The organism is Hyunsoonleella rubra (assembly GCF_042684665.1).
GTDB classification, from domain to species: Bacteria; Bacteroidota; Bacteroidia; order Flavobacteriales; family Flavobacteriaceae; genus Jejuia; species Jejuia rubra.
This window is the reverse complement of sequence record NZ_JBHULY010000019.1, coordinates 20094-40775: the sequence shown is the minus strand read 5'-3', so window position 1 is coordinate 40775 and position 20682 is coordinate 20094. Positions and strand designations below refer to the sequence as shown.

Here is a 20682-nt window from a genome sequence, read left to right as displayed (position 1 = left end):
CTACGAAGGTTTATTTGCAAAGAGTTAAAAGAACCTATAAATAATGATATTTTGGAATTTTTAACAAATTTAATATGCTATATTGGGTGATTTTAATCTTACGCAATCGTTTTCGGGATAATATAGCATACATACTTATCAAGATGCTTGTTTTTCACTTATTATGAGCAACTTAGTTTTGTCCCTGTAATTTAATTGAAAAAATTATGGAAAGAAGTAAGAGAAAAATAGTAGTAGAAACTAAAGTTGGTACGTTAACCAAAACCTTTAGTAATGCAAGTTCAATAGTTTGGAACTCAAGAAGGCGTTATAAATAAGTAATGCCTTAAGAAGATAGAAGCTCCTATGAATTTCATAGGAGCTTTTTTTTACCCTTAAGTTACTGCCCCTACTCTTCTTGTAAAACTGAAATATCGTTAAGTAGTCTTTTAATTTCTACCGGATTGGTCCCATCATAAAACCCTCGAATCTGTCGCTTTTTATCAATCAGCATAAAATTTTCGGTATGAATCATATCAAAGTGGCCACCGTCTCCATTGTCCTTAACGGCCAAATAGCTTTTTCGGGCCAAGGCATAAATTTCCTTTTTGTCGCCTGTCACCAAGTTCCATTTGGCATCATCAACTCCCTTTTTAATGGCATAGCGTTTTAATTGCGCCACCGAATCAATTTCAGGAGTAACAGAATGCGACAGCAATAACACGTCACTATCATCCATAATTTCCTTTTGAATCTGTGCCATGTGGTCGGTCATGATGGGGCAAATGGTTTGGCAGGTTGTAAAAAAGAAATCCGCCACATAAATTTTATCATTGTAATCATCTTGGGTAACGGTTTTTCCGTTTTGATTTATCAAACTAAAATCAGCTATTTTATGGTACTTTTTTTTGTGTTGGATGGTGCTGTCTACCAATTCCGTGCTTACCATCACTGGCTGATAAATAGGTAATGGCTGATACACATTCAGGGTGCTGTAAATAATGGAAACTATAATGATAGAAATGATTCCAAAAACGATTGCAAATACCTTATAATCCTTAAAAAATGAGAGCATAAACGGGCTAAATGAACAAATTTGTGCAAAAATACGATGAATTTTTCCGAGTACGAGGAGGGCCTCAACTTAAAATACTGTTAAAACAAAGGCTATCCGGCAAACGGCTTTTTAAACTTGGTTTAAAAGCTTACTTTTGTGCGGTTAAAAAAAGGAATTCATGACGATATTGACCCAAATTGTACAATTTATACTCATCATATCCATTCTGGTGGTACTCCACGAACTCGGGCATTACTTGACTGCCAAATGGTTCAAAACCAAGGTTGAAAAATTTTATCTATTCTTCAATCCCTGGTTTTCGTTGTTCAAAAAGAAAATCGGTGAAACCGAATATGGAATCGGGTGGTTGCCCATGGGGGGCTACGTAAAAATAGCTGGAATGATTGATGAAAGCATGGATACAGAACAAATGGAAAAAGAGCCACAGCCATGGGAATTCCGTTCAAAACCAGCTTGGCAAAGATTGATCATTATGCTAGGAGGTATTATAGTCAATGTGCTTTTGGCATGGTTTATCTACTCGGCATTGTTAATTAAAGATGGTGACACGTATATTCCCATGGAAAATTTGGAGCATGGTATTTATGTGAATGAAAATGGCGAGGCACTCGGGTTTAAAACTGGCGATAAGATAGTTTCAATCGATGGTGATACCGCTACAAGATTTGATGATTTAATGCTGAATGTGATTTTAGGCGAAGAAGTAGTTGTGGAAAGAAACGGAGCGAATAAAACCATTCCGATAACGGATGAAGCCTTGAAATCTGTATTCTCGGGATTGAAGAACGTATTTTTCTTTCCAAGGTTTGAAGCATTAATCGATTCCGTGCCATCTGACAGTGGTGCATACAAAGGAGGATTGCAAAAAGGCGATAAGATAGTAGCTATTGACGGGAAATCTTTGCAGTTTACGGACGAATTGAAAGCATATTTGGATAATGTGGATAACGATACCGTTACTGTTGCCGTAAATCGGGGCGGAAGCATTGTTGACAAAAAAGTAGCCCTAACGGATAAAAGATTAGGCGTAGTACTATCCGTTGACCCCGACAAGTTTATCAAAACTGACGACTATGGGTTTTTCGCGGCCATCCCGGCTGGACTAGCAAAAACTTACGATGTTTTGGTAAAACAGGTGAAGCAACTTAAAGTGATTTTTAAGCCCAAAACCGAAGCCTATAAGCAAGTGAAGGGGCCAATTGGTATCGTAGAAATGATGCCCCCCACTTGGGATTGGACGTTCTTTTGGAGGTTTACGGCCATGTTCTCGATATGGTTGGCATTCGTAAATATATTGCCAATTCCAGCTTTGGACGGCGGGCACGCCATGTTTTTAACCTATGAAATCATATCAGGAAGACCGCCAAGCCAAAAGGTTTTAGAAAAGGGACAAATCATTGGTTTCGTTATTATTATGGGAATAATGCTTTTAGTGTTCGGTAACGATATTTGGAATATTGTAAAGCGCTTTATTTAATTTTGAATTAGGACAAAAACTACATTAAAAATTCTTAAAAGTAGTTTTGCTTTAATTAAAAATTAGTATATATTTGCGCTCGCAAAACGCGAAACTAACCTTCCTCAGTAGCTCAGTTGGTTAGAGCATCTGACTGTTAATCAGAGGGTCGCTGGTTCGAGCCCAGCCTGAGGAGCAAAAAAGCCTTAACATCTCAAGTTAGGGCTTTTTAATTTTTGGCTCCATAGTTCAAGGGATACCTGCCTGCAAGCCGACAAAAAATGGCCTTATAGTTCAAGGGATAGAACAAGAGTTTCCTAAACTTTAGATCCAGGTTCGAGTCCTGGTAAGGTCACAAGGCAGGCAGGGAACAAAAGTTTCCTAAACTTTAGATCCAGGTTCGAGTCCTGGTGGAGTCACTTTTTTATTTTGAAGCTTCTTTTACAGCCTCCACCGTCTTTTTCGAATTCCCAATAAATATCTGGTCATCGATAATAACTACAGGTCGGCTTAAAAAGGTGTAATGCTCCAGAATATAGTGTTTAAAATCTTTTTCTGTAAGATTCTGATTTTTTAAATCCATCTTCTTGTATAGCTGAGCACGCTTGCTAAAAAGGGATTCGTAGCTTCCGGACAGCGCTTCCATTTGTTCGATTTGCTTTACGGTTATGGGTTCTGTTTTTATATCCTGTAATACAAATTCATCGGATAGATCCAATTCCTTTAAAATTCTAATGCAGGTACTGCAGGTTTTTAGGTAGTAAACTTTTTTCATAGTTTTGACGGTTTCAGAACACAAATTAAAACCATATAGCTAAATCAACATAAAATAAAATGAATCTTTTGATTAAAAAACCAAATTTCTTCGTTAAAAATTATCGTCGTAACCGAGACTATGCCTCAAATTTTTGCCTCGAACTTTAATTTTTTTCTTTAAAATCTTCTACGTCATTTTATGTTGATTTAGCTATATTTATCAAAAATTTAAATTAGATGGAATTTACATTTCAGGTTTTGAATAATACACGAGGCATATTCAAAAAAATCATAGAAAATAATTCATTAGAAGATTTAAATAATGTTCCTAAGGGCTTCAACAACAATATCATTTGGAATATTGGACATGTCGTAGTTTCGGAGCAGTTATTAGCTTATAAGCTGTCGGGATTGGAATCGACGTTATCAGATGAAATGATAAACAAATACCGAAAGGATAGTAAGCCTAATGATGATGTAAGCCAAGCAGAAGTAGATGAGATAAAAGGACTTTTACATTCAAACCTTGAAAAAACACGGGAGGACTACTACAACGATGTTTTTCAGGATTATAACGCTTATACGGTTTCAACAACAGGCAACACCTTAAACAATATTGACGAGGCCCTGCAGTTTATTGCTATCCACGAGGGCCTGCATTACGGCTATGTTTTGGCACTTTTAAAGGCCTTGAAAGGTTAGATAGTCCTTAGCGTTTTCAAAAGGAATGTTAAAGTCGATAATGCCTTTTGCATACGGTGCAATTTCGTAAGGATTGTAAAGTAGAATGATGCCTTCTTCGGTATAACCCATATTGGCTGGTAGGTCGAATGAGTCAGGTTCAAAAAGGACAGATTTATTCTCAACTGCTTTGTCAAAATAAGTTTTTGCAAGCGTTTTAAAACCATCAATATTTTTAAAAAGATTCTCGTTCGGAATGGGCTTTCCTGTTGTGAAATCAAAATTCAAAAATGAAATATTCGTGTTGCCGTGTGCCCCTCCAGTATTTAGATAGGAAGTAATTGCAATTGTAATAACTTCAGATGAGGAAAAGGCCACCTCCCCATCTATCTGTGCTTCCCATATTTGGTTGCTTTCAGGAAAATCTTTTATAAAATCTTTATAAGCCGTATTAAAAGCCTCAATTTCTGCTTCTAGTGATAAGTTATTGCTATCGATTTCAGGTTCACCAATTGTAAGCAAGCCTGCTACGAACCGCTCAATCTCATCGTTAATGTTTTTTCCTATGATATTTTCTTGAGAAGCTTCAGGAATATGGATTTGAACGATGGCATTGTTTTTCGTTGTTTTTTCAACTTCAGAAAAAGCAATGGTTTTGGGTTCATCTTTGCAGGAGATAATGAAAAAGACAAACGAAACACATAAAAATATCTTCTTCCTCACAGCAAAATTAATTTACAGAATAGTTAATCCAGATAGTAGATATAACCAAAGTTTAACCATACCAGCCAATCGTTGTGTTTATTGTATGAAAGGTTATGGTTAAGGCCGTCTATCCAGTCGCTGAAATAATATTGCCATCTTAAATCCAGCATAATATCAGCTAGGGGCGCTACTTTATACCGAAAGCCAACACTTGTAACAGTAGACCATGTTCCACCTGGGGAGGCATCTACAGAGCCCGGTGCCCATCCCGAATAGAAGTTGCTAGCGTTTGTAACATCTCCAATCAGAAGCGGGTTGGGATTATCATAAGTTGTAGAAACTTCAGGAGTATATCGCGTGTAGTGAACACCTAAACTTACAAAAGGAGCCAATCGATAACCATAAGCCTGAAACGAACGAATACTTAGGGGAAAGAACTCAAGCTGCGTACCAATATCTAAATTGTTAGCCACTCCCTTGTGTGCTCTTAACTGGTTAGCCTCTTCTGTCGTTCTACTGGGATCAACCCATTTTCCGAAGTGCTCCAACTTGGTTCTATTCCACGAAATCTCATTTCGCAGCTTAAAGTGGTCATTAAAATAAGTATCTGTAGAATAACAATTACAATCAGCTCTGTAAGAGAAGTTGATGTAGTGCACAATGCCAATACCAATGCCCGAATTTCCAAAATTCGTTTCCTCATTTTCTCGAACACCATAATCTGACCTGAATTGAACAGGTCCTGTGATAACGCCTATTTCGTGAGAGAAGCCCAATTGAGAGTACCCAGTTTGGCTAATGGCAAGTAAGCCAAAGACTAAAGCTAAACGTTTAAAGTTAAGCATAATTAGATTTTTGTTTTCGAGGGCGTTAACGCAACAAATATATAAAATGCCGATGAACTACCAAATATTTCTGATGAAGCGCACTTTGCTTTCTCCTTCTATTGCGAAAAATTAAAAAAAACTGCTATATTTTTACAGATAACGTATATTTGCACCTTAAAATTGTTTTTTTATTAAAATTTAAACATTTGTTAACCCATGAAAGAAATTATTGCCGAGTTTTTAGATATGGTAAAAGAGCGTAACGGCCATGAACCAGAATTTTTACAAGCGGTGGAAGAAGTTGCCGAAACCGTACTTCCTTATATCGTACAAAACGATATTTATTATGGTAAAAACGTATTGTTGAGGATGGTGGAACCCGAACGCTTAGTTTCATTTAGGGTATGCTGGGTGGATGATAATGGAGAAATTCAAGTGAATCGTGGCTACCGCATTCAGATGAATTCGGCTATCGGGCCTTACAAAGGCGGGTTACGTTTTCACCCTACGGTAAATGCAAGTATTTTAAAATTTTTGGCGTTTGAGCAAGTGTTTAAAAATAGCTTGACCACTTTGCCCATGGGAGGAGGAAAAGGTGGTAGCGATTTTGACCCAAAAGGGAAAAGCGATAACGAAATAATGCGATTCTGCCATGCTTTTATGAGTGAATTATTCAGGCATATTGGCCCGAATACCGATATTCCTGCCGGGGATATTGGTGTTGGCCAGCGGGAAATAGGATTCCTTTTCGGGAAGTATAGAAAATTGCGCAATGAGTTCACTGGTGTATTAACGGGAAAAGGACTGACCTGGGGAGGCTCTTTAATTCGGCCGGAGGCTACCGGATATGGAACCGTTTACTTTGCTGAAAATATGCTAAGGACGAAAAATGACAATTTTGAAGGAAAAACGGTTGTTATTTCAGGCTCTGGAAACGTGGCACAATATGCCGCCGAAAAGTGTATTGTCATAGGTGCAAAAGTGGTTACCCTTTCCGATTCTTCGGGATATATTTATGACAAAGATGGAATCGATGCAGATAAATTGAAATTTGTGATGCATCTAAAAAATGTAAAAAGAGGCAGAATCAAGGAATACGTAAAAGAATATCCGGAAGCCAAATTTGTGAAAGGCAAAACGCCCTGGAGTGAGAAATGCGATATTGCTCTGCCCTGCGCCACACAAAACGAACTAGACATAGAGGATGCAAAGACCTTGCTGGCCAATGGCTGTATGTGCGTAAGCGAAGGTGCCAATATGCCTTCTACGAACGCAGCTATAAAAGAATTCCACAAGGCAAGAATTTTATTTGCCCCCGGAAAGGCCTCAAATGCTGGAGGTGTGGCTACCTCAGGTCTAGAAATGACCCAGAATTCACTTCGTTACAAATGGACTCGGGAAGAAGTGGACAAAAAACTTCGGGAAATCATGCAGGATATTCACAATTCCTGTACGGAATATGGGCAGGAGGAAGATGGCTACATTGATTACGTAAAAGGTGCAAATATAGCAGGGTTCGTAAAAGTGGCCGATGCGATGTTGGCTCAGGGTGTTGTTTAATATTTGGTTCATTATACAGTGAAAGCTTCCTTTTGGGAAGCTTTTTTGCTTTAAGTATATTATTTTAAGCCAAAACTCGTTACTAATAAATATATTTGAGCGCAGAAAAGAATCTATGATTAAAAGAATACTTCTATTATTGGTATGCCTTGTGCCATTGTTTTTGGATGCACAAGATTTTTCCGCACTTTGGAAAGGGCATTTTTCCTATTTTAAAATTACCAAAGTAATAAATGGTGGTGAAAATCAAGTCTATGGGGCATCAGAAAATGCAGTGTTTCGTTATGACACGCAAACCAGGGAAATAGAGGAGATAACCACGGTAAATGGGTTGTCGGGAGATGAAATATCCACTATTTTTTACAGCGATATTTATGAGTTACTGTTGATAGGGTATGAAAATGGACTTATAGAAGTGGTGCTTGATAATGACGATGATGTATTATCTGTGGTTGATATACTTGATAAAACCACCATTCCGCCTTCACGAAAAAAAATAAATCATTTTAATGCGCTGGGAAATTTGGCCTATATAGCAACGGATTTTGGTATTTCTGTTTACGATATGGAACGACTGGAATTTGGAGACACCTATCTTATTGGCAATGGCGGTAGTCAAATTGGTGTAAATCAAACCACGGTTTTTGGAGAGTATATATACGCGGCTTGCTCGGAAGGGCAAGGAATAAGAAAAGGATCGATTTCTAATCCAAACTTAATTGATTTCCAAAATTGGACGACCATTATAAATGGAGATTTTTTGGCAATTGAAGCAACGGAGAATAACATTTATACTGTCCGAAGCAATAGAAGAATCTATGAATTAGTTAATGATGCCTTAGTTGAGAGAGTTTTGTATGGTAGTACGCCCGTCGAGCTTACATCAGTGGGAAACAACTATGTTGTAACCACAAATACCAATGTTTTTGTTTATGACGAAAGTCTTGATTTATTAAGCCAGGTAGATATAAGCGTGGAGTTTGATGCCAGATACCTTTCCGCAACATTGGTTTCAGAGGATTTGTTTATCGGAACACAGGAGTATGGTATTTTAAATACCCCCATATCAAACCCTACTACTTTTGAAGAAATACATCCGGATGGGCCATTGTTAAACAGTCCCTTTTCGGTAAACGCCCAGTCCAACAATGTTTGGATAACTTTTGGCGAATACTCGATTTTTTTAAACCCGTATCCATTGAATAGTCGCGGGTTTAGTCGGTTTAATGGAGACGCTTGGACCAATACGCCTTATTCCGACGTTTTGGGAGCAAGGTGTTTAAATAGCATATCTATTAATCCTTATAATAATAATCAAGTTTTTATAAGCTCTTTTTTTAACGGCCTTTTGGAGGTAAATGATGGAGTCCCCAGCTTTTTGTTTGACCAAACTAATAGCGCACTAGAATCCTTAATATCAGCTTCAAACCCTGACTATGTAGATATAAGAGTAGGTATGTCCAAGTTTGATACAGATGGATTGCTTTGGACCATAACAAGTCGAATTACAAAACCTCTGAAATCTTACGACCCGAGTAGTGGTAACTGGAATTCTTATGCATTCACAGGCGTTCTCCCCGATGACGATATTGCGGGCAATCTTGGATATAGAGATATGGCTATAGGGCCTGACGGCACAAAATGGGTAGTGTCATACAATAGGGGGATCATTGGTTTTAATGAAAACGGAGGAAATCCTAGAGTTAAGGCGCTATACAAAGAAGAGGATAATATGCCTTCGGATTTTGCAACAGCCGTGGCCGTCGATAGACGTGGCCAGGTTTGGGTGGGGACTTTTAGAGGGCTCAGAGTGATTTTTAATGCTTCAGGTTTTTTTGAGGATGATGATGCCAGGGCAAGTGAGATTATTATTGAGCAAGACGGAATTGCAAGGGAGTTATTGTTTCAGCAACTAGTTTCAAGAATAGTTGTTGATGGATCAAATAATAAATGGATTGGCACTGTGGGGTCCGGATTGTTTTACCTTTCATCAGATGGTCAAAACACTATTTTTCATTTTACAAAGGAAAATTCCCCATTGCCTTCAAACACAATTACCGATATTTCCTTGGACGATACCAATGGCACCTTATATATTGCCACAGATAAAGGATTAGTATCTTTCGCATCCGGTGGCTCCGGCACAACAGAGGATTTTTCATCGTCGCACGCCTATCCCAATCCAGTTCGACCCAATTTCAATATTGTCGACGACAAAGTAAAAATAAAGGACATTCCAGAAAATGTCAATATAAAAATTACGGATATTGAAGGGAATTTGGTCGCCGAAGCACAATCCCGAACCAATTTAAGATATAACGGCTATAATTTGGAAATTGACGGCGGTACGGCTTATTGGAATGGTAAAAACTTAGCCAATAATGTTGTGGCATCCGGAGTTTATCTTATCATGCTTGCCGACATGGACAGCTTTGAAACTAAGGTGATAAAATTAATGGTAGTGAGATAATGCTGTGCACTTCCCGAGCCATTGTTCTATCCAAATTAAAATATAGGGATAACGATTTAATTGTTAAGTGTTATACAAAACAACATGGGGTAGTTGGCTTTTTAATAAGAGGCGCGCTGAAATCCAAAAGGTCCGGAACCAAGACAGCATATTTTCAGTTGCTATCCCAACTCCAAATCACTTTTAATTATAATCCCTCTCGCTCATTGCACTCCATAAAAGAAGTCAGGCCTCATTATCTTTATGGTACTCTGCATTCCCATGTTCTCAAAAGTGCCGTAGTCCTATTTTTATCTGAAGTATTGACAACTACCTTAAGAGAAGAAGAAAACAATGAAGAATTGTATTCTTATTTGGAAACGGCCTTGCAATGGTTTGATATACACACCGAATATTCAAACTTTCATTTGCTCTTTTTGCTCAAGTTCAGCAAATATCTCGGTTTTTATCCAGAGGAAAGAGAAATGGAACTTAATTTTTTTAATTTGATGGACGGCACATTTACAAGTGAAAGCCACGATAAATACTCCGTTTCAGGAGAAAATTTAATACTTTTAAAACGTTTGTTAGGCACAACATTTGATGCCTTGGATAGTATAAAAATAAGCGCATCGCGAAGACAATCATTTTTAAGTATGATGTTGCTTTATTTTGAACTACATTTGGGCGGTTTCAAAACCCCCAAATCACTACAGGTTTTTAATCAAGTATTTAATTAGGACATGAAGTTTACCGCTTTACTTTTATTGCTTTTGCTGTGTACATACAGCTTAAAGGCCCAAGAGGTAAAAGTGGCGAATGCAATTACCCAAGAGCCAATCTCCGGCGTGGCCATATTTGATAAAAGCCAAGCCAAAAGTGCTATTACCGACTTTAAGGGCTTTGCTCAATTAGATCAATTTAACCCAAATGACACCCTTTATTTTCAGCATTTATCGCACGAAACCAAGATTTTAATTAAGTCTCATATTCCCAAATCCAACATTGTTTACCTTGATGCGAACACACAAGGCTTGAACGAAATCGTGATATCAGCATCCAAGTTTGAGCAGAATAAAAGGGATATCCCACAAAAGATTATCAGTGTCAACTCCGAAAAAATTGAGTTGATGAATCCACAAACTAGTGCTGATTTGCTTCAAAACTCAGGGATGGTTTTTGTGCAAAAAAGTCAGTTGGGAGGAGGTAGCCCTATGATTCGGGGGTTTTCTACGAATAGGTTATTGATTACAGTGGATGGGGTAAGGATGAACAACGCCATTTTTAGAGGTGGCAATTTACACAATGTGATTTCAATAGACCCCCTGTCCATTGAAAACACTGAGATTATACTAGGGCCAGGTTCGGTAATTTATGGGAGTGATGCTATTGGCGGGGTAATGGGATTCTATACACAGACCCCTAGGCTATCGGAATCCGATTCCATGAAAGTATCATCCAATATTTTAACGAGATATGCCACGGCCAGTAACGAAAAGACGGCACATTTTGATATTAATTTGGGGTATAAGAAATGGGCTTTTGTTACAAATGCCACCTTTACGGATTTTAACGATTTAAGAATGGGTAGCCATGGCCCTGAGGACTATTTGCGTTCGGAGTTTGTAAGTTCCAGTAACGGGAACGATGTGATTTTGGAAAACAGCAATCCCAAGGTGCAGAAATTTTCAGGCTATCACCAGTTCAATGCCATGCAAAAGGTCAGGTACAAACCCTACAAAGATTTAAGTTTTGACTTTGGTTTATATTATTCAAGGTCTTCGGATATTCCAAGATATGATAGGCTGATACGCTATAACGGGGACGCACTTCGTTCGGCAGAGTGGCATTATGGTCCTCAAAAATGGTTTATGTCCAACTTGCAGGTGACCAAACTAAGCAGTAACTCCAATTTATATGATAAAATTAAAGCTACATTGGCTTTTCAGAATTTTAAAGAAAGTAGGATAGACCGAAATTTTCTGTCGAACGATAGAAATATTCGTGAGGAATCCTTGAATGCCTATTCCTTTAATTTGGATTTTGAAAAACGTTTGAGTGATAAAACGAGATTTTTTTATGGCGGAGAATATGTGCATAACAAAGTGATGTCGGACGGTATGCTTGAGGATATTAGTTCCGGAACACTGTCCAATACCATTTCTCGATACCCTAATGGAGCTACTTGGAAGTCTGCAGCCATCTACTCAAGTTTAAAGTACAAACCAAATACAAGATTTGTATTTCAAACCGGTGTTCGCTTTAACCACGTGAGGTCAAAGGCAGATTTTACAGAGAATAATGCCTTTTTAAACTTGCCCTTTCAAAGTGCAAAAAATAGTGCAGGAGCATTTTCCGGAACAGCCGGCTTAACCTGGTCGCCTAATACAACGATGCAATGGAAGTTAAATGCAGCTTCGGCATTTCGGGCGCCAAATATTGATGATATTGGAAAGGTATTCGATTCGGAACCTGGCTCAGTAGTCGTGCCAAATGAAAATCTAAGGCCAGAATATGCTTATGGTGGAGAATTAGGTTTGAAATTGAATTTTGATCAAAAGCTGGTCCTGGATTTAAACACCTATTACACCTATTTGGACAATGCTCTTGTAAGAAGGGATTATACATTGAATGGTCAAAACCAAATAATGTACGACGGGGAAATGAGCAATGTGCAGGCCATACAGAATGCCTCAAAAGCATGGATTTATGGGTTTGAAGCAGGGTTAACACTTGTGGTCTCGAAATATCTTCGATTGACTTCGCAATACAGTGTTATTGGCGGTACGGAAGAAAATGATAATATAGAGGTCCCTATTAGGCACGTGGCTCCTAGTTTTGGAAATATCCATGTAATTTGGGCAGGAAAAAAACTGACCATTGATGCTTTTGCGGAATATAATGGGGAATTGTCGTTCAATCAATTGGCACCATCAGAAAAACAAAAGGACTATTTGTACACAAAAGATGCAAACGGCAATCCATATGCACCATCTTGGTATACGGTAAACCTAAGAACACAATATAAGGTAAATAAAAGTACGTATTTGACAGTCGCTCTGGAGAATATCACCGACCAGCGCTATAGACCATATTCTTCGGGGATTGCTGCCCCTGGCAGGAACCTCATTATCGCCTTAAAATATAGCTTATAAGTTATTGTTTAATAGCCTTTTTGGTTATCACTGTCCCATTTGACAATTCTATTTTAGCAATAAAAATGGAACTTTTCAAGTTGGATAATGCATAGGTTTCGGATGCGCTAGTGCCTTTTAAATCATATAGTTGTCTCCCCAAAAGATCAAAAATTGCAACAGATTTGATGGTGGATCCGCTCGTTGAAAACTGAACCTTGTCACCTTCCAATTCAACTATGCTTAGTTCATTAGACTCTGAAGAATTGTCCTCAATCGAAAGAGCACTCGCATCAAAAACAATCTCAAAGCGCTCATTAAATTCCCCAACTTCAGACGTGAACGTATAATCTGAATCGGATAGGTTATGGAGTTTGTTTTCCAGATTGTCTTTTAAATAAACAGTATTGTTCGTCAGGTAATCGCCTTGAAGGTTAGCAATTGAAAGTGTATAAATTGTGGGCACATCAATGATAGTACTAAATCCAAGTTGAATGACTTCATCTACATTGATACTATTGAAATTCCTTCCTTGAATAGCATATTTCAGATTTGAATTTTCAATTTTCGAATACAAAGCCGCGTAAGTCGTTGGAGCAACAATTTTGTGTGCATCGTAGAAGGCACCATCATCACCATTGGTAGCGCCATTTACATAGGCTATGGAAATTTGATTGAAAACACCATTGTCAGATGTCAAATCAAGCCATAATTTATTGGCATCGTTTTGTGAATCCTTTTTAGAGTTATTTCCTTTAAAAAATTGACTGTTATCTGGAAATAAGCTCAGGCTTCTCATGGCGTTGTTAAAAACAACGGTACCAGAATTGGTCGGACGACTATCCGAAAAATTCACAAAGAAACCTTGGCCCGAAGGGATGAAGTCATTTGGAGCTAAACCATCACCTCCTGCAGTAGATGAAGCTCCATTTTTAATGGCATAATCTGATGTGGTGAAGTTAAAGGCCTCTTCACCGTTAGTAGCGGCATCTAAATCTGTATTGTGAGACCAAAAGTAAATTGCGCCATCCAAAGTTCCTGAGGGGTTCGTAGTTCCATCATACATATTTTGAGTCATAAATGCGGCCACCTCAATGGCTGATGGGTAGGGGTTTCCTATGAAATTCCAATTAAAATCTGACGTGGTAGCATCATTTCGATCAACAGGTACGTTAACAATACCGTTATTGAAAGTCCCCTCAAAAGTATATCTGTAAGGCACACCCGGGAAAACATACGCGATTTCTGAATGAGTGGCGGCATAACCTACACCTGGCGTCATGGTTGAAATCCCATTTACCCACTGCCAATCATCACCTTCATCGTCAATATCGTCTTGACCTGCAACAAATACATTGTTGTTGCCTGTCTCTGCCAGGGCATCGTTGAACTGGCTGGCATTAAAAGTATATCGTCTGTCTGAATCAGAATCGGACAATGCTAAATTAACTGTTGCATTTGATACCGGTGAGCTCCAGTAAGTGTATTCATACCAATTATTTAAAGGTGCTGTATCCTTTGCTACTTGAATCGTTCCATTGTTAGTTACTGTGCCTGAATCATTATTTTGAATAAATGCACCCTCGGGCTGTACTAAAATTGTACCACCAGCATTGACATCAACATTGTTTACTACCTCCACATAATAACTGTTCTCAATGGTCAATGATCCGGTAGAGGTAACGATTAAACTACAGGCTGAAAAACTTCCGTCTGTTGCATTAGTGGTGTAAGCTCCATCTATTACAGCAACATCTGTTGCTAAAGCTGGAACGCCATTATCCCAACTAGTACCATCCCAGGTTGTAACACCAGTGCATGAACTAAAAATGCCTACAGTTCCATTCACTTCAATATCATTTCCTCCACTTTCAAATCTGCCAGAACCTCCAGTTGCTTCTGACCAACCATAAATCCTGTAAGTAACAGCAGAGGTGTTATTCAATTGCGAAACCGTAAATGAAAAACTTTGGAGATTTGTGTTGTCAAGAACTACTTTTTCAGTATCAATATTACTTGTGTAGGAATCAATGGAACTTCTTAGTGCAAGCCCTCTAACCCCTGTAGCAGAGCGATAAAAATCAATATTTATACTTGTAATGTCGAATTCATAACCTGAATTAGGTGTAACCGTAAACTCAACATAATTGTCTCCAGTTACCGCATTAGCAATATTAGTCAATGCCCAATCCTGTGAATTAAAACTATTTGCATTATTGTTTGCAGATAAACCAGAACCCCTTGTAATTGCCGAAGACGTTAATCCTGCGTCATTTGAATTTGAAATGACTGACGCTTCGTCACCAACATTTCCTGCGAAATCAAAAGTCAAAATTTGTCCATAACTCCAGCTACAAACCAACAGCAACATCAATAAATAAGTAATCTTTTTCATAATCGTTAAGTTTTTAATTTAGATTTGGTATCTATAAAATCCTTTTTCTATTTTCAATCGTTATTTTTGAAATGCGCATGCAGGCCAAAACAACATATACGGTACAAGAAGCTACTAGAAAACTAGAGCACTATTGTGCGTATCAGGAACGTTGCCATCAAGAGGTTAGGAAAAAGCTGGAATCCATGCACATGATACCTGAGGCCATCGATGTGATCATCGTCCATCTTTTAGAGCATAACTTTCTTAACGAAGAACGTTTTGCCAAAACATTTGTTCGGGGTAAGTTTAGAATAAAGGCTTGGGGCCGGCGTCGATTGACTTATGAATTAAGACAAAAAGACATCAGCAAAGTTAATATAAATCAGGCACTTGCTGAAATAGAAGAAACGGAGTATATCGAGGTTTTCAATGGTTTAGCCGAAAAAAAGGCGAATTCCATTACAGGAATTAGCAAACATAAAAAAAGGCGCAAATTAATCGACTATCTACTGTATAGGGGCTGGGAAACGCACTTGGTGTACGAAAAAGCCAAAGCCATTTTCGGGTAAAGCCATAAAAAAGCGGACGAATAACATGCCTCGTCCGCTTTTTATAAATGTTTACTGCTCTTTATAGATTAAAACTTGCGCCGAAGTTTACTGTAAATTGATTGTGCAACATTTCAGGAGCGGTTAATGCTCCAGATTTATATTTTGCTAATGGGACATTAAATTCGGTATAAACCCCAAAGCCATCTGTAAAAAAGTATCGTGCACCTAAATGTCCACCAAAATTCTTAAGTCCTAGACTCAAACCGGGGTATACGTCAAAGCTGTCGTCAACATTGATAACGCTACCCAAGTTGGCATTAAAACGGGCTCTTACATCGAAACGATTGTCGAAATCAGCATTAAAATCGTCATTAGCATTATCCTTTAAAGCACTGTTCACGCCCAAAAGATAGGTTGAAGTTAGACCAATGGAGATGTTTTCCCCAATACCAAAATCATAACTTAGGTTAATACCCGAGCCATTGTCCTGAACATTGGCTCCCACTTGAAATTTGTTGTCGTTCTTTCCCGTATAAGCTTGTGCACCAGCGAGTATCGTACACAACATTGCTATTGCTAAAACTAAATTTTTCATGATTTGAGTGTTTAATTTAGTGCGCAAAGATATTACATGTTTTAAAACATCAAAGGTTTTATTTACAAATGTTTATGGGTGCGGACAATGGCCTGCTGGTTTTTCCAATCGATCCAATCTTGACCTTTTATTCTTCGCATTAAATTATCATAATGGCGCATAAAAACAATGTTGTACAGAGCCCTGCTAAAGTTTTTAGGGTTCCTGGCAATAGCCCGCAAGCTCATCGAAAATCCTGGGGTTATGTAGCGCATGTAATGCCAATAACCTTCTGGCATGTAAAGGACTTCACCATGGTTCAATTCGGTTTTGTAGCCCTTTACCTTTTTCAGCATGGGCCATTTCTCATAATCGGGACTGTGGAAATCGATATCCTCACGAGTGATTAATGAATGTGGGATTTTATAGAGGTAATCGGTTTGGTCTGGATGGAACAAAATACATTCCTTTTTACCATCAAAATGAAAATGAAAAATGTTGGCCAGATCAATATCGTAATGCATAAAGGTGTGGGAGTCCTGTCCACCAAAAAACAGCATGGGCAGACCCTTCATCAAGCGCAACCCAAAGTCAGGAAAAGTGAAATCGTCCTGTAACTCGGGAATTTCCTTAAGGGCGTTCCATAAAAAAATCCGGTATTTGGTAGGCTCGCTTTTCAACAAGTCCACATAATCGGCTAACTTCATTGTAGCGTGTGGCTCGTTAAACCCCTCTTTGTAATCCACTGGTCTGTCGTCATAAAGTGGCACTGTCAAATCCCCGCCAATGGCCTTCATATAGTCCAAACTCCATTTACCATAGGCCGGCCAATCGTCAATAAAACGCTCAATCACAACAGGTTGCTGTGGCTTAAAATACTGCTTTAAAAAATCCGCCTTTGTAATCGTTTTTACGCGCGGTACCTCCTGTAAGTTCAACGAATAAGGTTTAGTTTGATTTGGCTTCAAAGTTAAGAAAAAATAGGCCTCCCCTGACCCCTACAATGGAGGGGAAATACGGCGTGGTATTGTATGTACAGTGAGTTTTCCTTCCCTTTGGGGAGGCTAGGAGGGGCTTTTTGCTTTTTCCTTGGCCGCCTCGTTACGTTCAATAGTATGTTCCGGGCGAGACCATTTTGGTTTTTCGCCTAAAGCTTCAAATTGCGAATCTTCGGCTTCCACAGTTTGCGGCTGTACTTTTTTGGTGAATGCCTTTTGTGGATTTAACCCTAATTGCTTAAACATTTCCATATCCTCATTCACATCCGGGTTTGGGGTCGTTAATAATTTATCCCCAGCAAAAATGGAATTAGCCCCGGCAAAAAAGCACATTGCCTGTCCCTCCCTGGTCATTTGGGTACGCCCTGCACTTAAGCGCACCTGCGTTTCAGGGAGTACAATACGTGTGGTTGCCACCATCCGCACCATATCCCAGATGGAAACAGGTTTTTGGTCTTCCAAAGGTGTGCCTTCCACAGCGACCAGTGCGTTGATAGGTGTGGATTCCGGTTGTGGATTTAAAGTGGATAAGGCTACGAGCATTCCTGCCCTATCCTCAATACTTTCACCCATGCCGATGATACCTCCACTACAAACAGTCACGTTTGTTTTCCTGACATTATCAATAGTTTCCAATCGGTCTTCAAAACCGCGGGTAGAAATCACTTCTTTATAATATTCTTCCGAAGAATCTAAATTATGGTTGTAGGCATACAGTCCTGCTTCAGCCAAACGTTGCGCCTGATTTTCTGTAAGCATCCCCAAGGTACAGCACACTTCCATATCCAACTTATTGATGGTACGTACCATTTCCAAAACCTGATCAAACTCTTCGCCATCCTTGACATTTCGCCAAGCCGCTCCCATACAAACGCGTGAACTGCCCCCCGCCTTAGCGCGTAAGGCTTGGGCTTTTACGTGTTGTACGCTCATTAAATCATTACCTTCAATATCTGTATGATAGCGTGCGGCCTGCGGGCAATACCCACAATCTTCCGGGCACCCTCCTGTTTTTATTGAAAGCAAAGTAGATACTTGTACGGTATTCGGGTCGTGACTTTTACGATGAATCGTGGCTGCTTCGTAAAGCAGTTCCATGAGGGGTTTATTATATATATCTAAAATTTCCTGTTTGGTCCAGTTGTGTTTAGTCTCACTCATAAATCGTCAGTTAGTTAATTCAAAAATACTAATTTAAAATTAAGGGGTAAACTTTAATCTTATATCTTTAAAGTGGAAAAATTAGAAAAGTGGCCCAAAATAGATTAAAGGTTTTTTTAAAGAGTCCGCACAAAAAGCATCCGCTCAAAATCATCAAGGAAGTATTAACATTGATGGTGGTGAAGCGCGAAATACCCTATTACTATTTCAAATATCTCTACCGTAGGGATGTGCCTAACTATTTGGATTACATGGGGCTCAAGGAACGCATGACTTTTAGATTTCACAAATCCATGCATAACATTGATTATGAAAATTTGATTGATGATAAACTGTATTTTGCATTGTTTTCGGAAAGGGCAAATATGAGAACACCCAAGTTACTGAGCTACAATTTCAGGAACTCCTTTTTTTACAAAAATAAAATTTGGAAAATCAATGATTTAGATAGTGTGCATGATTTTTTTCAGAATATTTTGGCAAAAGAAAATATAGCTGGAGTATTTTTTAGACCGATATCAGATTGGGGAGGAAAAGGATGTTTTAGGGTTACAAAAGGCAACAGTAGGCAGGTCCTGGAAGAAAACTATGAGAAGTTGATAAAAGGTAATTTTGTGCACAACGAGGTACTGCAGCAGCACGAGGCGATAAATGAAATCCATAGTAATTCCATAAATACTTTGAGAATTGTTACCTTGATTGTTGATGATGGGAGCATTGAGATTATTGTGGCCGTTATGCGTTTTGGCATTGGAGACAATATTGTTGATAACGCATCTTCTGGTGGTTTTTTTGTTGGGATAGATATTGAAAAGGGAATATTGAATAAACACGGCTATTACCTAGCCAAGTTTGGAGGAGAAAAAATAACCGAACACCCGGACAGCCATTACGAATTTAATGGTTTCAAGGTGCCGTTTTACGGTGAGGTGCTTTCCTTAGTTAAAGAAACAGTTCGTTTAATACCTAATAAATTGATTGGTTTTGACATCGCAATTACCCCGTCAGGACCTGTAATCATTGAGGCCAATGCAACTCCCGCTATGGACATTTCCGATGTTGCACATGGCGGTTTACTTAAAAATAAGCATGTTAAAAAAGTTTTGAAAGATTTAATGTAAAAACCTAGTTTAAGCTTTTAATCGGTTAATATATTATTTTGAAAGCAAAATGGACACAGCATTCCCCCCAAAACCAACAGCATTGACCAATATGTTTTCAATCTTTTGAGGTGCTTTTTGATTTTCTAAATATGGAATACCAATAAATTTCTGGTGTTGCAACATCAAAACAGCCAATTCAATATTTAGTGCCCCCGATGCCCCAAACGTATGCCCGATTTTCCATTTGTTTGAAGTTACCGCTGGTACGTTATCTTTAAAAATGGCTTTAATGGCTTTATATTCTGAAATGTCGCCTTTTACAGTTCCTGGGGCATGCATTACCACAACATCAATATCGCTCGCTGACATATCTCCCAAGGCCATTGCCATTGACTTTTGAAAGCATTTTGCATCACTTGAGATTGAAACATAATGTTTAAGGATTTCGGTGGCATACCCATAACCTTTAACTGTGGCTAGAGCTTTTTGTTTTTCTCCGGCCTCTAAACAAATCATGGAAGCGCCTTCTCCCAAAACCATAGTGTTTTTTGATTTTTCAAGGTCTAAGGCCTTGCATGGAAAGTCACCTTTTTCTTTGGAGTAAATTTTTAAGGCTTGCATTTGGGCAATGGTAAATGGTGTCAATGGTGCTTCACTGCCTCCTACCAAAAATTTGTTGCACATACCTGAGTTTATCCAAGCAATACCGTTTAGCATGCTGTGCAAAGCCGTTGAGCAGGTAATGGAGTGGCTGATTTCGGGACCCCCAGTTTGCAAATCATGGGCCACCCAAGAGGAAATATTGCCCAAAGTGGTTGTTGGTGAACTTAGGGTATCTGACTTATTGGTCCTTAAAAATGACTCGTGATATTTTTCAAAAAGTGCTGTGGCTCCCCGGGAGGAACCAATATTAATCCCAAAATTATCGGAATGTTTCCAACCTGCATTTTTTGTGGCTTGCCTTGATGCATAAATGGCAAACAATACTGTTTCGTCCAATGTATCATATTTCGAATCCGATTGTCTTAATGCTTCAATCTCCTTTTTCGCTTCAACAGGGATTTTTGAAACGAACACATTTTTACCCAGAAATTCCTTTTCTGTGATACAATGTGAATTGATTTTGTAATTTTCCCAAGCCTCTATGGAGGATTTTCCAAGAGGAGAGATGGATGAAATTGCCGTTATTGATATGGGTTTGTGCATATTTTGTGATGCTGTTCCGAAAACTCCAAATAGTTATCGGGACGGGATTAATTCAGCACCTTTAAAGAAGTTTATTTGTTAGTTAAA

The 20682-nt window shown here is 38.7% G+C and carries 17 protein-coding genes and 2 tRNA genes; 10 read left to right on the top strand and 9 right to left on the bottom strand.

Annotation, left to right across the window (positions count from 1 at the left end; all coding sequences use genetic code 11):
• Positions 1-388: 388 nt before the first annotated feature.
• On the bottom strand, positions 389-1054 hold the full coding sequence (locus ACFSR8_RS09915; protein ID WP_380291555.1) for an SCO family protein: 666 nt from the start codon (positions 1052-1054) through the stop codon (positions 389-391).
• 160 nt (positions 1055-1214) lie between these two features.
• On the opposite strand from ACFSR8_RS09915, the gene rseP reads away from it, so the two are divergent.
• The 3 genes from rseP to ACFSR8_RS09900 all read left to right on the top strand — a co-directional run bounded on the left by rseP (position 1215) and on the right by ACFSR8_RS09900 (position 2868).
• Complete coding sequence (rseP, locus tag ACFSR8_RS09910; protein ID WP_380291553.1) at positions 1215-2534, top strand: RIP metalloprotease RseP; 1320 nt, start codon at positions 1215-1217, stop codon at positions 2532-2534.
• A gap of 101 nt (positions 2535-2635) precedes the next feature.
• A tRNA-Asn gene (locus tag ACFSR8_RS09905) sits at positions 2636-2709 on the top strand.
• Positions 2710-2796: 87 nt separating this feature from the next.
• Positions 2797-2868, top strand: a tRNA-Arg gene (locus tag ACFSR8_RS09900).
• A 69-nt stretch (positions 2869-2937) separates the two neighbouring features.
• Here ACFSR8_RS09900 and ACFSR8_RS09895 read toward each other — a convergent pair.
• Positions 2938-3288: an arsenate reductase family protein gene (locus ACFSR8_RS09895; RefSeq protein WP_380291551.1), complete on the bottom strand. Its 351-nt coding sequence runs from the start codon at positions 3286-3288 to the stop codon at positions 2938-2940.
• A gap of 218 nt (positions 3289-3506) precedes the next feature.
• On the opposite strand from ACFSR8_RS09895, the gene ACFSR8_RS09890 reads away from it, so the two are divergent.
• The gene (locus ACFSR8_RS09890) at positions 3507-3971 is read left to right on the top strand and encodes a DinB family protein (RefSeq protein WP_380291549.1); all 465 of its coding nucleotides are present in this window, start codon (positions 3507-3509) and stop codon (positions 3969-3971) included.
• Here ACFSR8_RS09890 and ACFSR8_RS09885 read toward each other — a convergent pair.
• Positions 3951-4673, bottom strand: a complete 723-nt coding sequence (locus ACFSR8_RS09885; protein ID WP_380291547.1) for a DUF3298 and DUF4163 domain-containing protein — start codon at positions 4671-4673, stop codon at positions 3951-3953. The two genes, ACFSR8_RS09890 and ACFSR8_RS09885, sit on opposite strands and share 21 nt — an antisense overlap.
• A 23-nt stretch (positions 4674-4696) precedes the next feature.
• A complete protein-coding gene (locus ACFSR8_RS09880) occupies positions 4697-5500 on the bottom strand; it encodes a THC0290_0291 family protein (protein ID WP_380291545.1) in 804 nt (267 codons plus the stop codon).
• A 198-nt stretch (positions 5501-5698) separates the two neighbouring features.
• Between ACFSR8_RS09880 and gdhA the strand changes: the two genes are divergently transcribed.
• From gdhA to ACFSR8_RS09860, 4 genes are all read left to right on the top strand, one after another.
• Positions 5699-7042: an NADP-specific glutamate dehydrogenase gene (gdhA, locus tag ACFSR8_RS09875; protein WP_380291543.1), complete on the top strand. Its 1344-nt coding sequence runs from the start codon at positions 5699-5701 to the stop codon at positions 7040-7042.
• Between the two features lie 115 nt (positions 7043-7157).
• The gene (gene porZ / locus ACFSR8_RS09870; protein ID WP_380291541.1) at positions 7158-9512 is read left to right on the top strand and encodes a type IX secretion system anionic LPS delivery protein PorZ; all 2355 of its coding nucleotides are present in this window, start codon (positions 7158-7160) and stop codon (positions 9510-9512) included.
• Positions 9512-10231 carry a DNA repair protein RecO gene (recO, locus tag ACFSR8_RS09865; RefSeq protein ID WP_380291539.1) on the top strand — a complete coding sequence of 240 codons (720 nt, stop codon included), beginning with the start codon at positions 9512-9514 and terminating at the stop codon, positions 10229-10231. Before porZ ends, recO begins: the two co-directional genes overlap by 1 nt.
• Before the next feature lie 3 nt (positions 10232-10234).
• Positions 10235-12646, top strand: a complete 2412-nt coding sequence (locus ACFSR8_RS09860) for a TonB-dependent receptor (protein ID WP_380291537.1) — start codon at positions 10235-10237, stop codon at positions 12644-12646.
• A gap of 1 nt (position 12647) precedes the next feature.
• Here the strand turns inward: ACFSR8_RS09860 and ACFSR8_RS09855 are convergent, their stop codons facing one another.
• Entirely contained in the window at positions 12648-15020 is a 2373-nt protein-coding gene (locus tag ACFSR8_RS09855; protein WP_380291535.1) for a hypothetical protein, read from the bottom strand.
• Positions 15021-15091: 71 nt separating this feature from the next.
• Here ACFSR8_RS09855 and ACFSR8_RS09850 point away from each other — a divergent pair, with 71 nt between their 5' ends.
• Positions 15092-15571: a regulatory protein RecX gene (locus ACFSR8_RS09850; protein WP_380291533.1), complete on the top strand. Its 480-nt coding sequence runs from the start codon at positions 15092-15094 to the stop codon at positions 15569-15571.
• A 61-nt stretch (positions 15572-15632) separates the two neighbouring features.
• Here the strand turns inward: ACFSR8_RS09850 and ACFSR8_RS09845 are convergent, their stop codons facing one another.
• The 3 genes from ACFSR8_RS09845 to bioB form a co-directional block, all read right to left on the bottom strand.
• Positions 15633-16148 (bottom strand): DUF6646 family protein, encoded by a 516-nt coding sequence (locus ACFSR8_RS09845; protein WP_380291531.1) that lies wholly within the window; start codon positions 16146-16148, stop codon positions 15633-15635.
• A 62-nt stretch (positions 16149-16210) separates the two neighbouring features.
• On the bottom strand, positions 16211-17065 hold the full coding sequence (locus ACFSR8_RS09840; protein WP_380291529.1) for a cupin-like domain-containing protein: 855 nt from the start codon (positions 17063-17065) through the stop codon (positions 16211-16213).
• Positions 17066-17191: 126 nt separating this feature from the next.
• Positions 17192-18286 carry a biotin synthase BioB gene (bioB, locus tag ACFSR8_RS09835; protein ID WP_380291527.1) on the bottom strand — a complete coding sequence of 365 codons (1095 nt, stop codon included), beginning with the start codon at positions 18284-18286 and terminating at the stop codon, positions 17192-17194.
• An 89-nt stretch (positions 18287-18375) separates the two neighbouring features.
• Between bioB and ACFSR8_RS09830 the strand changes: the two genes are divergently transcribed.
• Positions 18376-19407 (top strand): sugar-transfer associated ATP-grasp domain-containing protein, encoded by a 1032-nt coding sequence (locus tag ACFSR8_RS09830; protein WP_380291525.1) that lies wholly within the window; start codon positions 18376-18378, stop codon positions 19405-19407.
• Between the two features lie 33 nt (positions 19408-19440).
• On the opposite strand, the gene ACFSR8_RS09825 is transcribed toward ACFSR8_RS09830, so the two are convergent.
• The gene (locus tag ACFSR8_RS09825; protein WP_380291523.1) at positions 19441-20595 is read right to left on the bottom strand and encodes a beta-ketoacyl synthase N-terminal-like domain-containing protein; all 1155 of its coding nucleotides are present in this window, start codon (positions 20593-20595) and stop codon (positions 19441-19443) included.
• Positions 20596-20682: the final 87 nt, after the last annotated feature.

What these genes read in the sequence shown, in the direction of transcription:
- ACFSR8_RS09915 (WP_380291555.1), bottom strand. Translation starts at nt 1,054, where the DNA reads ATGCTCTCATTTTTTAAGGATTATAAGGTATTTGCAATCGTTTTTGGA.
- rseP (WP_380291553.1), top strand. Translation starts at nt 1,215, where the DNA reads ATGACGATATTGACCCAAATTGTACAATTTATACTCATCATATCCATT.
- ACFSR8_RS09895 (WP_380291551.1), bottom strand. Translation starts at nt 3,288, where the DNA reads ATGAAAAAAGTTTACTACCTAAAAACCTGCAGTACCTGCATTAGAATT.
- ACFSR8_RS09890 (WP_380291549.1), top strand. Translation starts at nt 3,507, where the DNA reads ATGGAATTTACATTTCAGGTTTTGAATAATACACGAGGCATATTCAAA.
- ACFSR8_RS09880 (WP_380291545.1), bottom strand. Translation starts at nt 5,500, where the DNA reads ATGCTTAACTTTAAACGTTTAGCTTTAGTCTTTGGCTTACTTGCCATT.
- gdhA (WP_380291543.1), top strand. Translation starts at nt 5,699, where the DNA reads ATGAAAGAAATTATTGCCGAGTTTTTAGATATGGTAAAAGAGCGTAAC.
- porZ (WP_380291541.1), top strand. Translation starts at nt 7,158, where the DNA reads ATGATTAAAAGAATACTTCTATTATTGGTATGCCTTGTGCCATTGTTT.
- recO (WP_380291539.1), top strand. Translation starts at nt 9,512, where the DNA reads ATGCTGTGCACTTCCCGAGCCATTGTTCTATCCAAATTAAAATATAGG.
- ACFSR8_RS09860 (WP_380291537.1), top strand. Translation starts at nt 10,235, where the DNA reads ATGAAGTTTACCGCTTTACTTTTATTGCTTTTGCTGTGTACATACAGC.
- ACFSR8_RS09855 (WP_380291535.1), bottom strand. Translation starts at nt 15,020, where the DNA reads ATGAAAAAGATTACTTATTTATTGATGTTGCTGTTGGTTTGTAGCTGG.
- ACFSR8_RS09850 (WP_380291533.1), top strand. Translation starts at nt 15,092, where the DNA reads ATGCGCATGCAGGCCAAAACAACATATACGGTACAAGAAGCTACTAGA.
- ACFSR8_RS09845 (WP_380291531.1), bottom strand. Translation starts at nt 16,148, where the DNA reads ATGAAAAATTTAGTTTTAGCAATAGCAATGTTGTGTACGATACTCGCT.
- bioB (WP_380291527.1), bottom strand. Translation starts at nt 18,286, where the DNA reads ATGAGTGAGACTAAACACAACTGGACCAAACAGGAAATTTTAGATATA.
- ACFSR8_RS09825 (WP_380291523.1), bottom strand. Translation starts at nt 20,595, where the DNA reads ATGCACAAACCCATATCAATAACGGCAATTTCATCCATCTCTCCTCTT.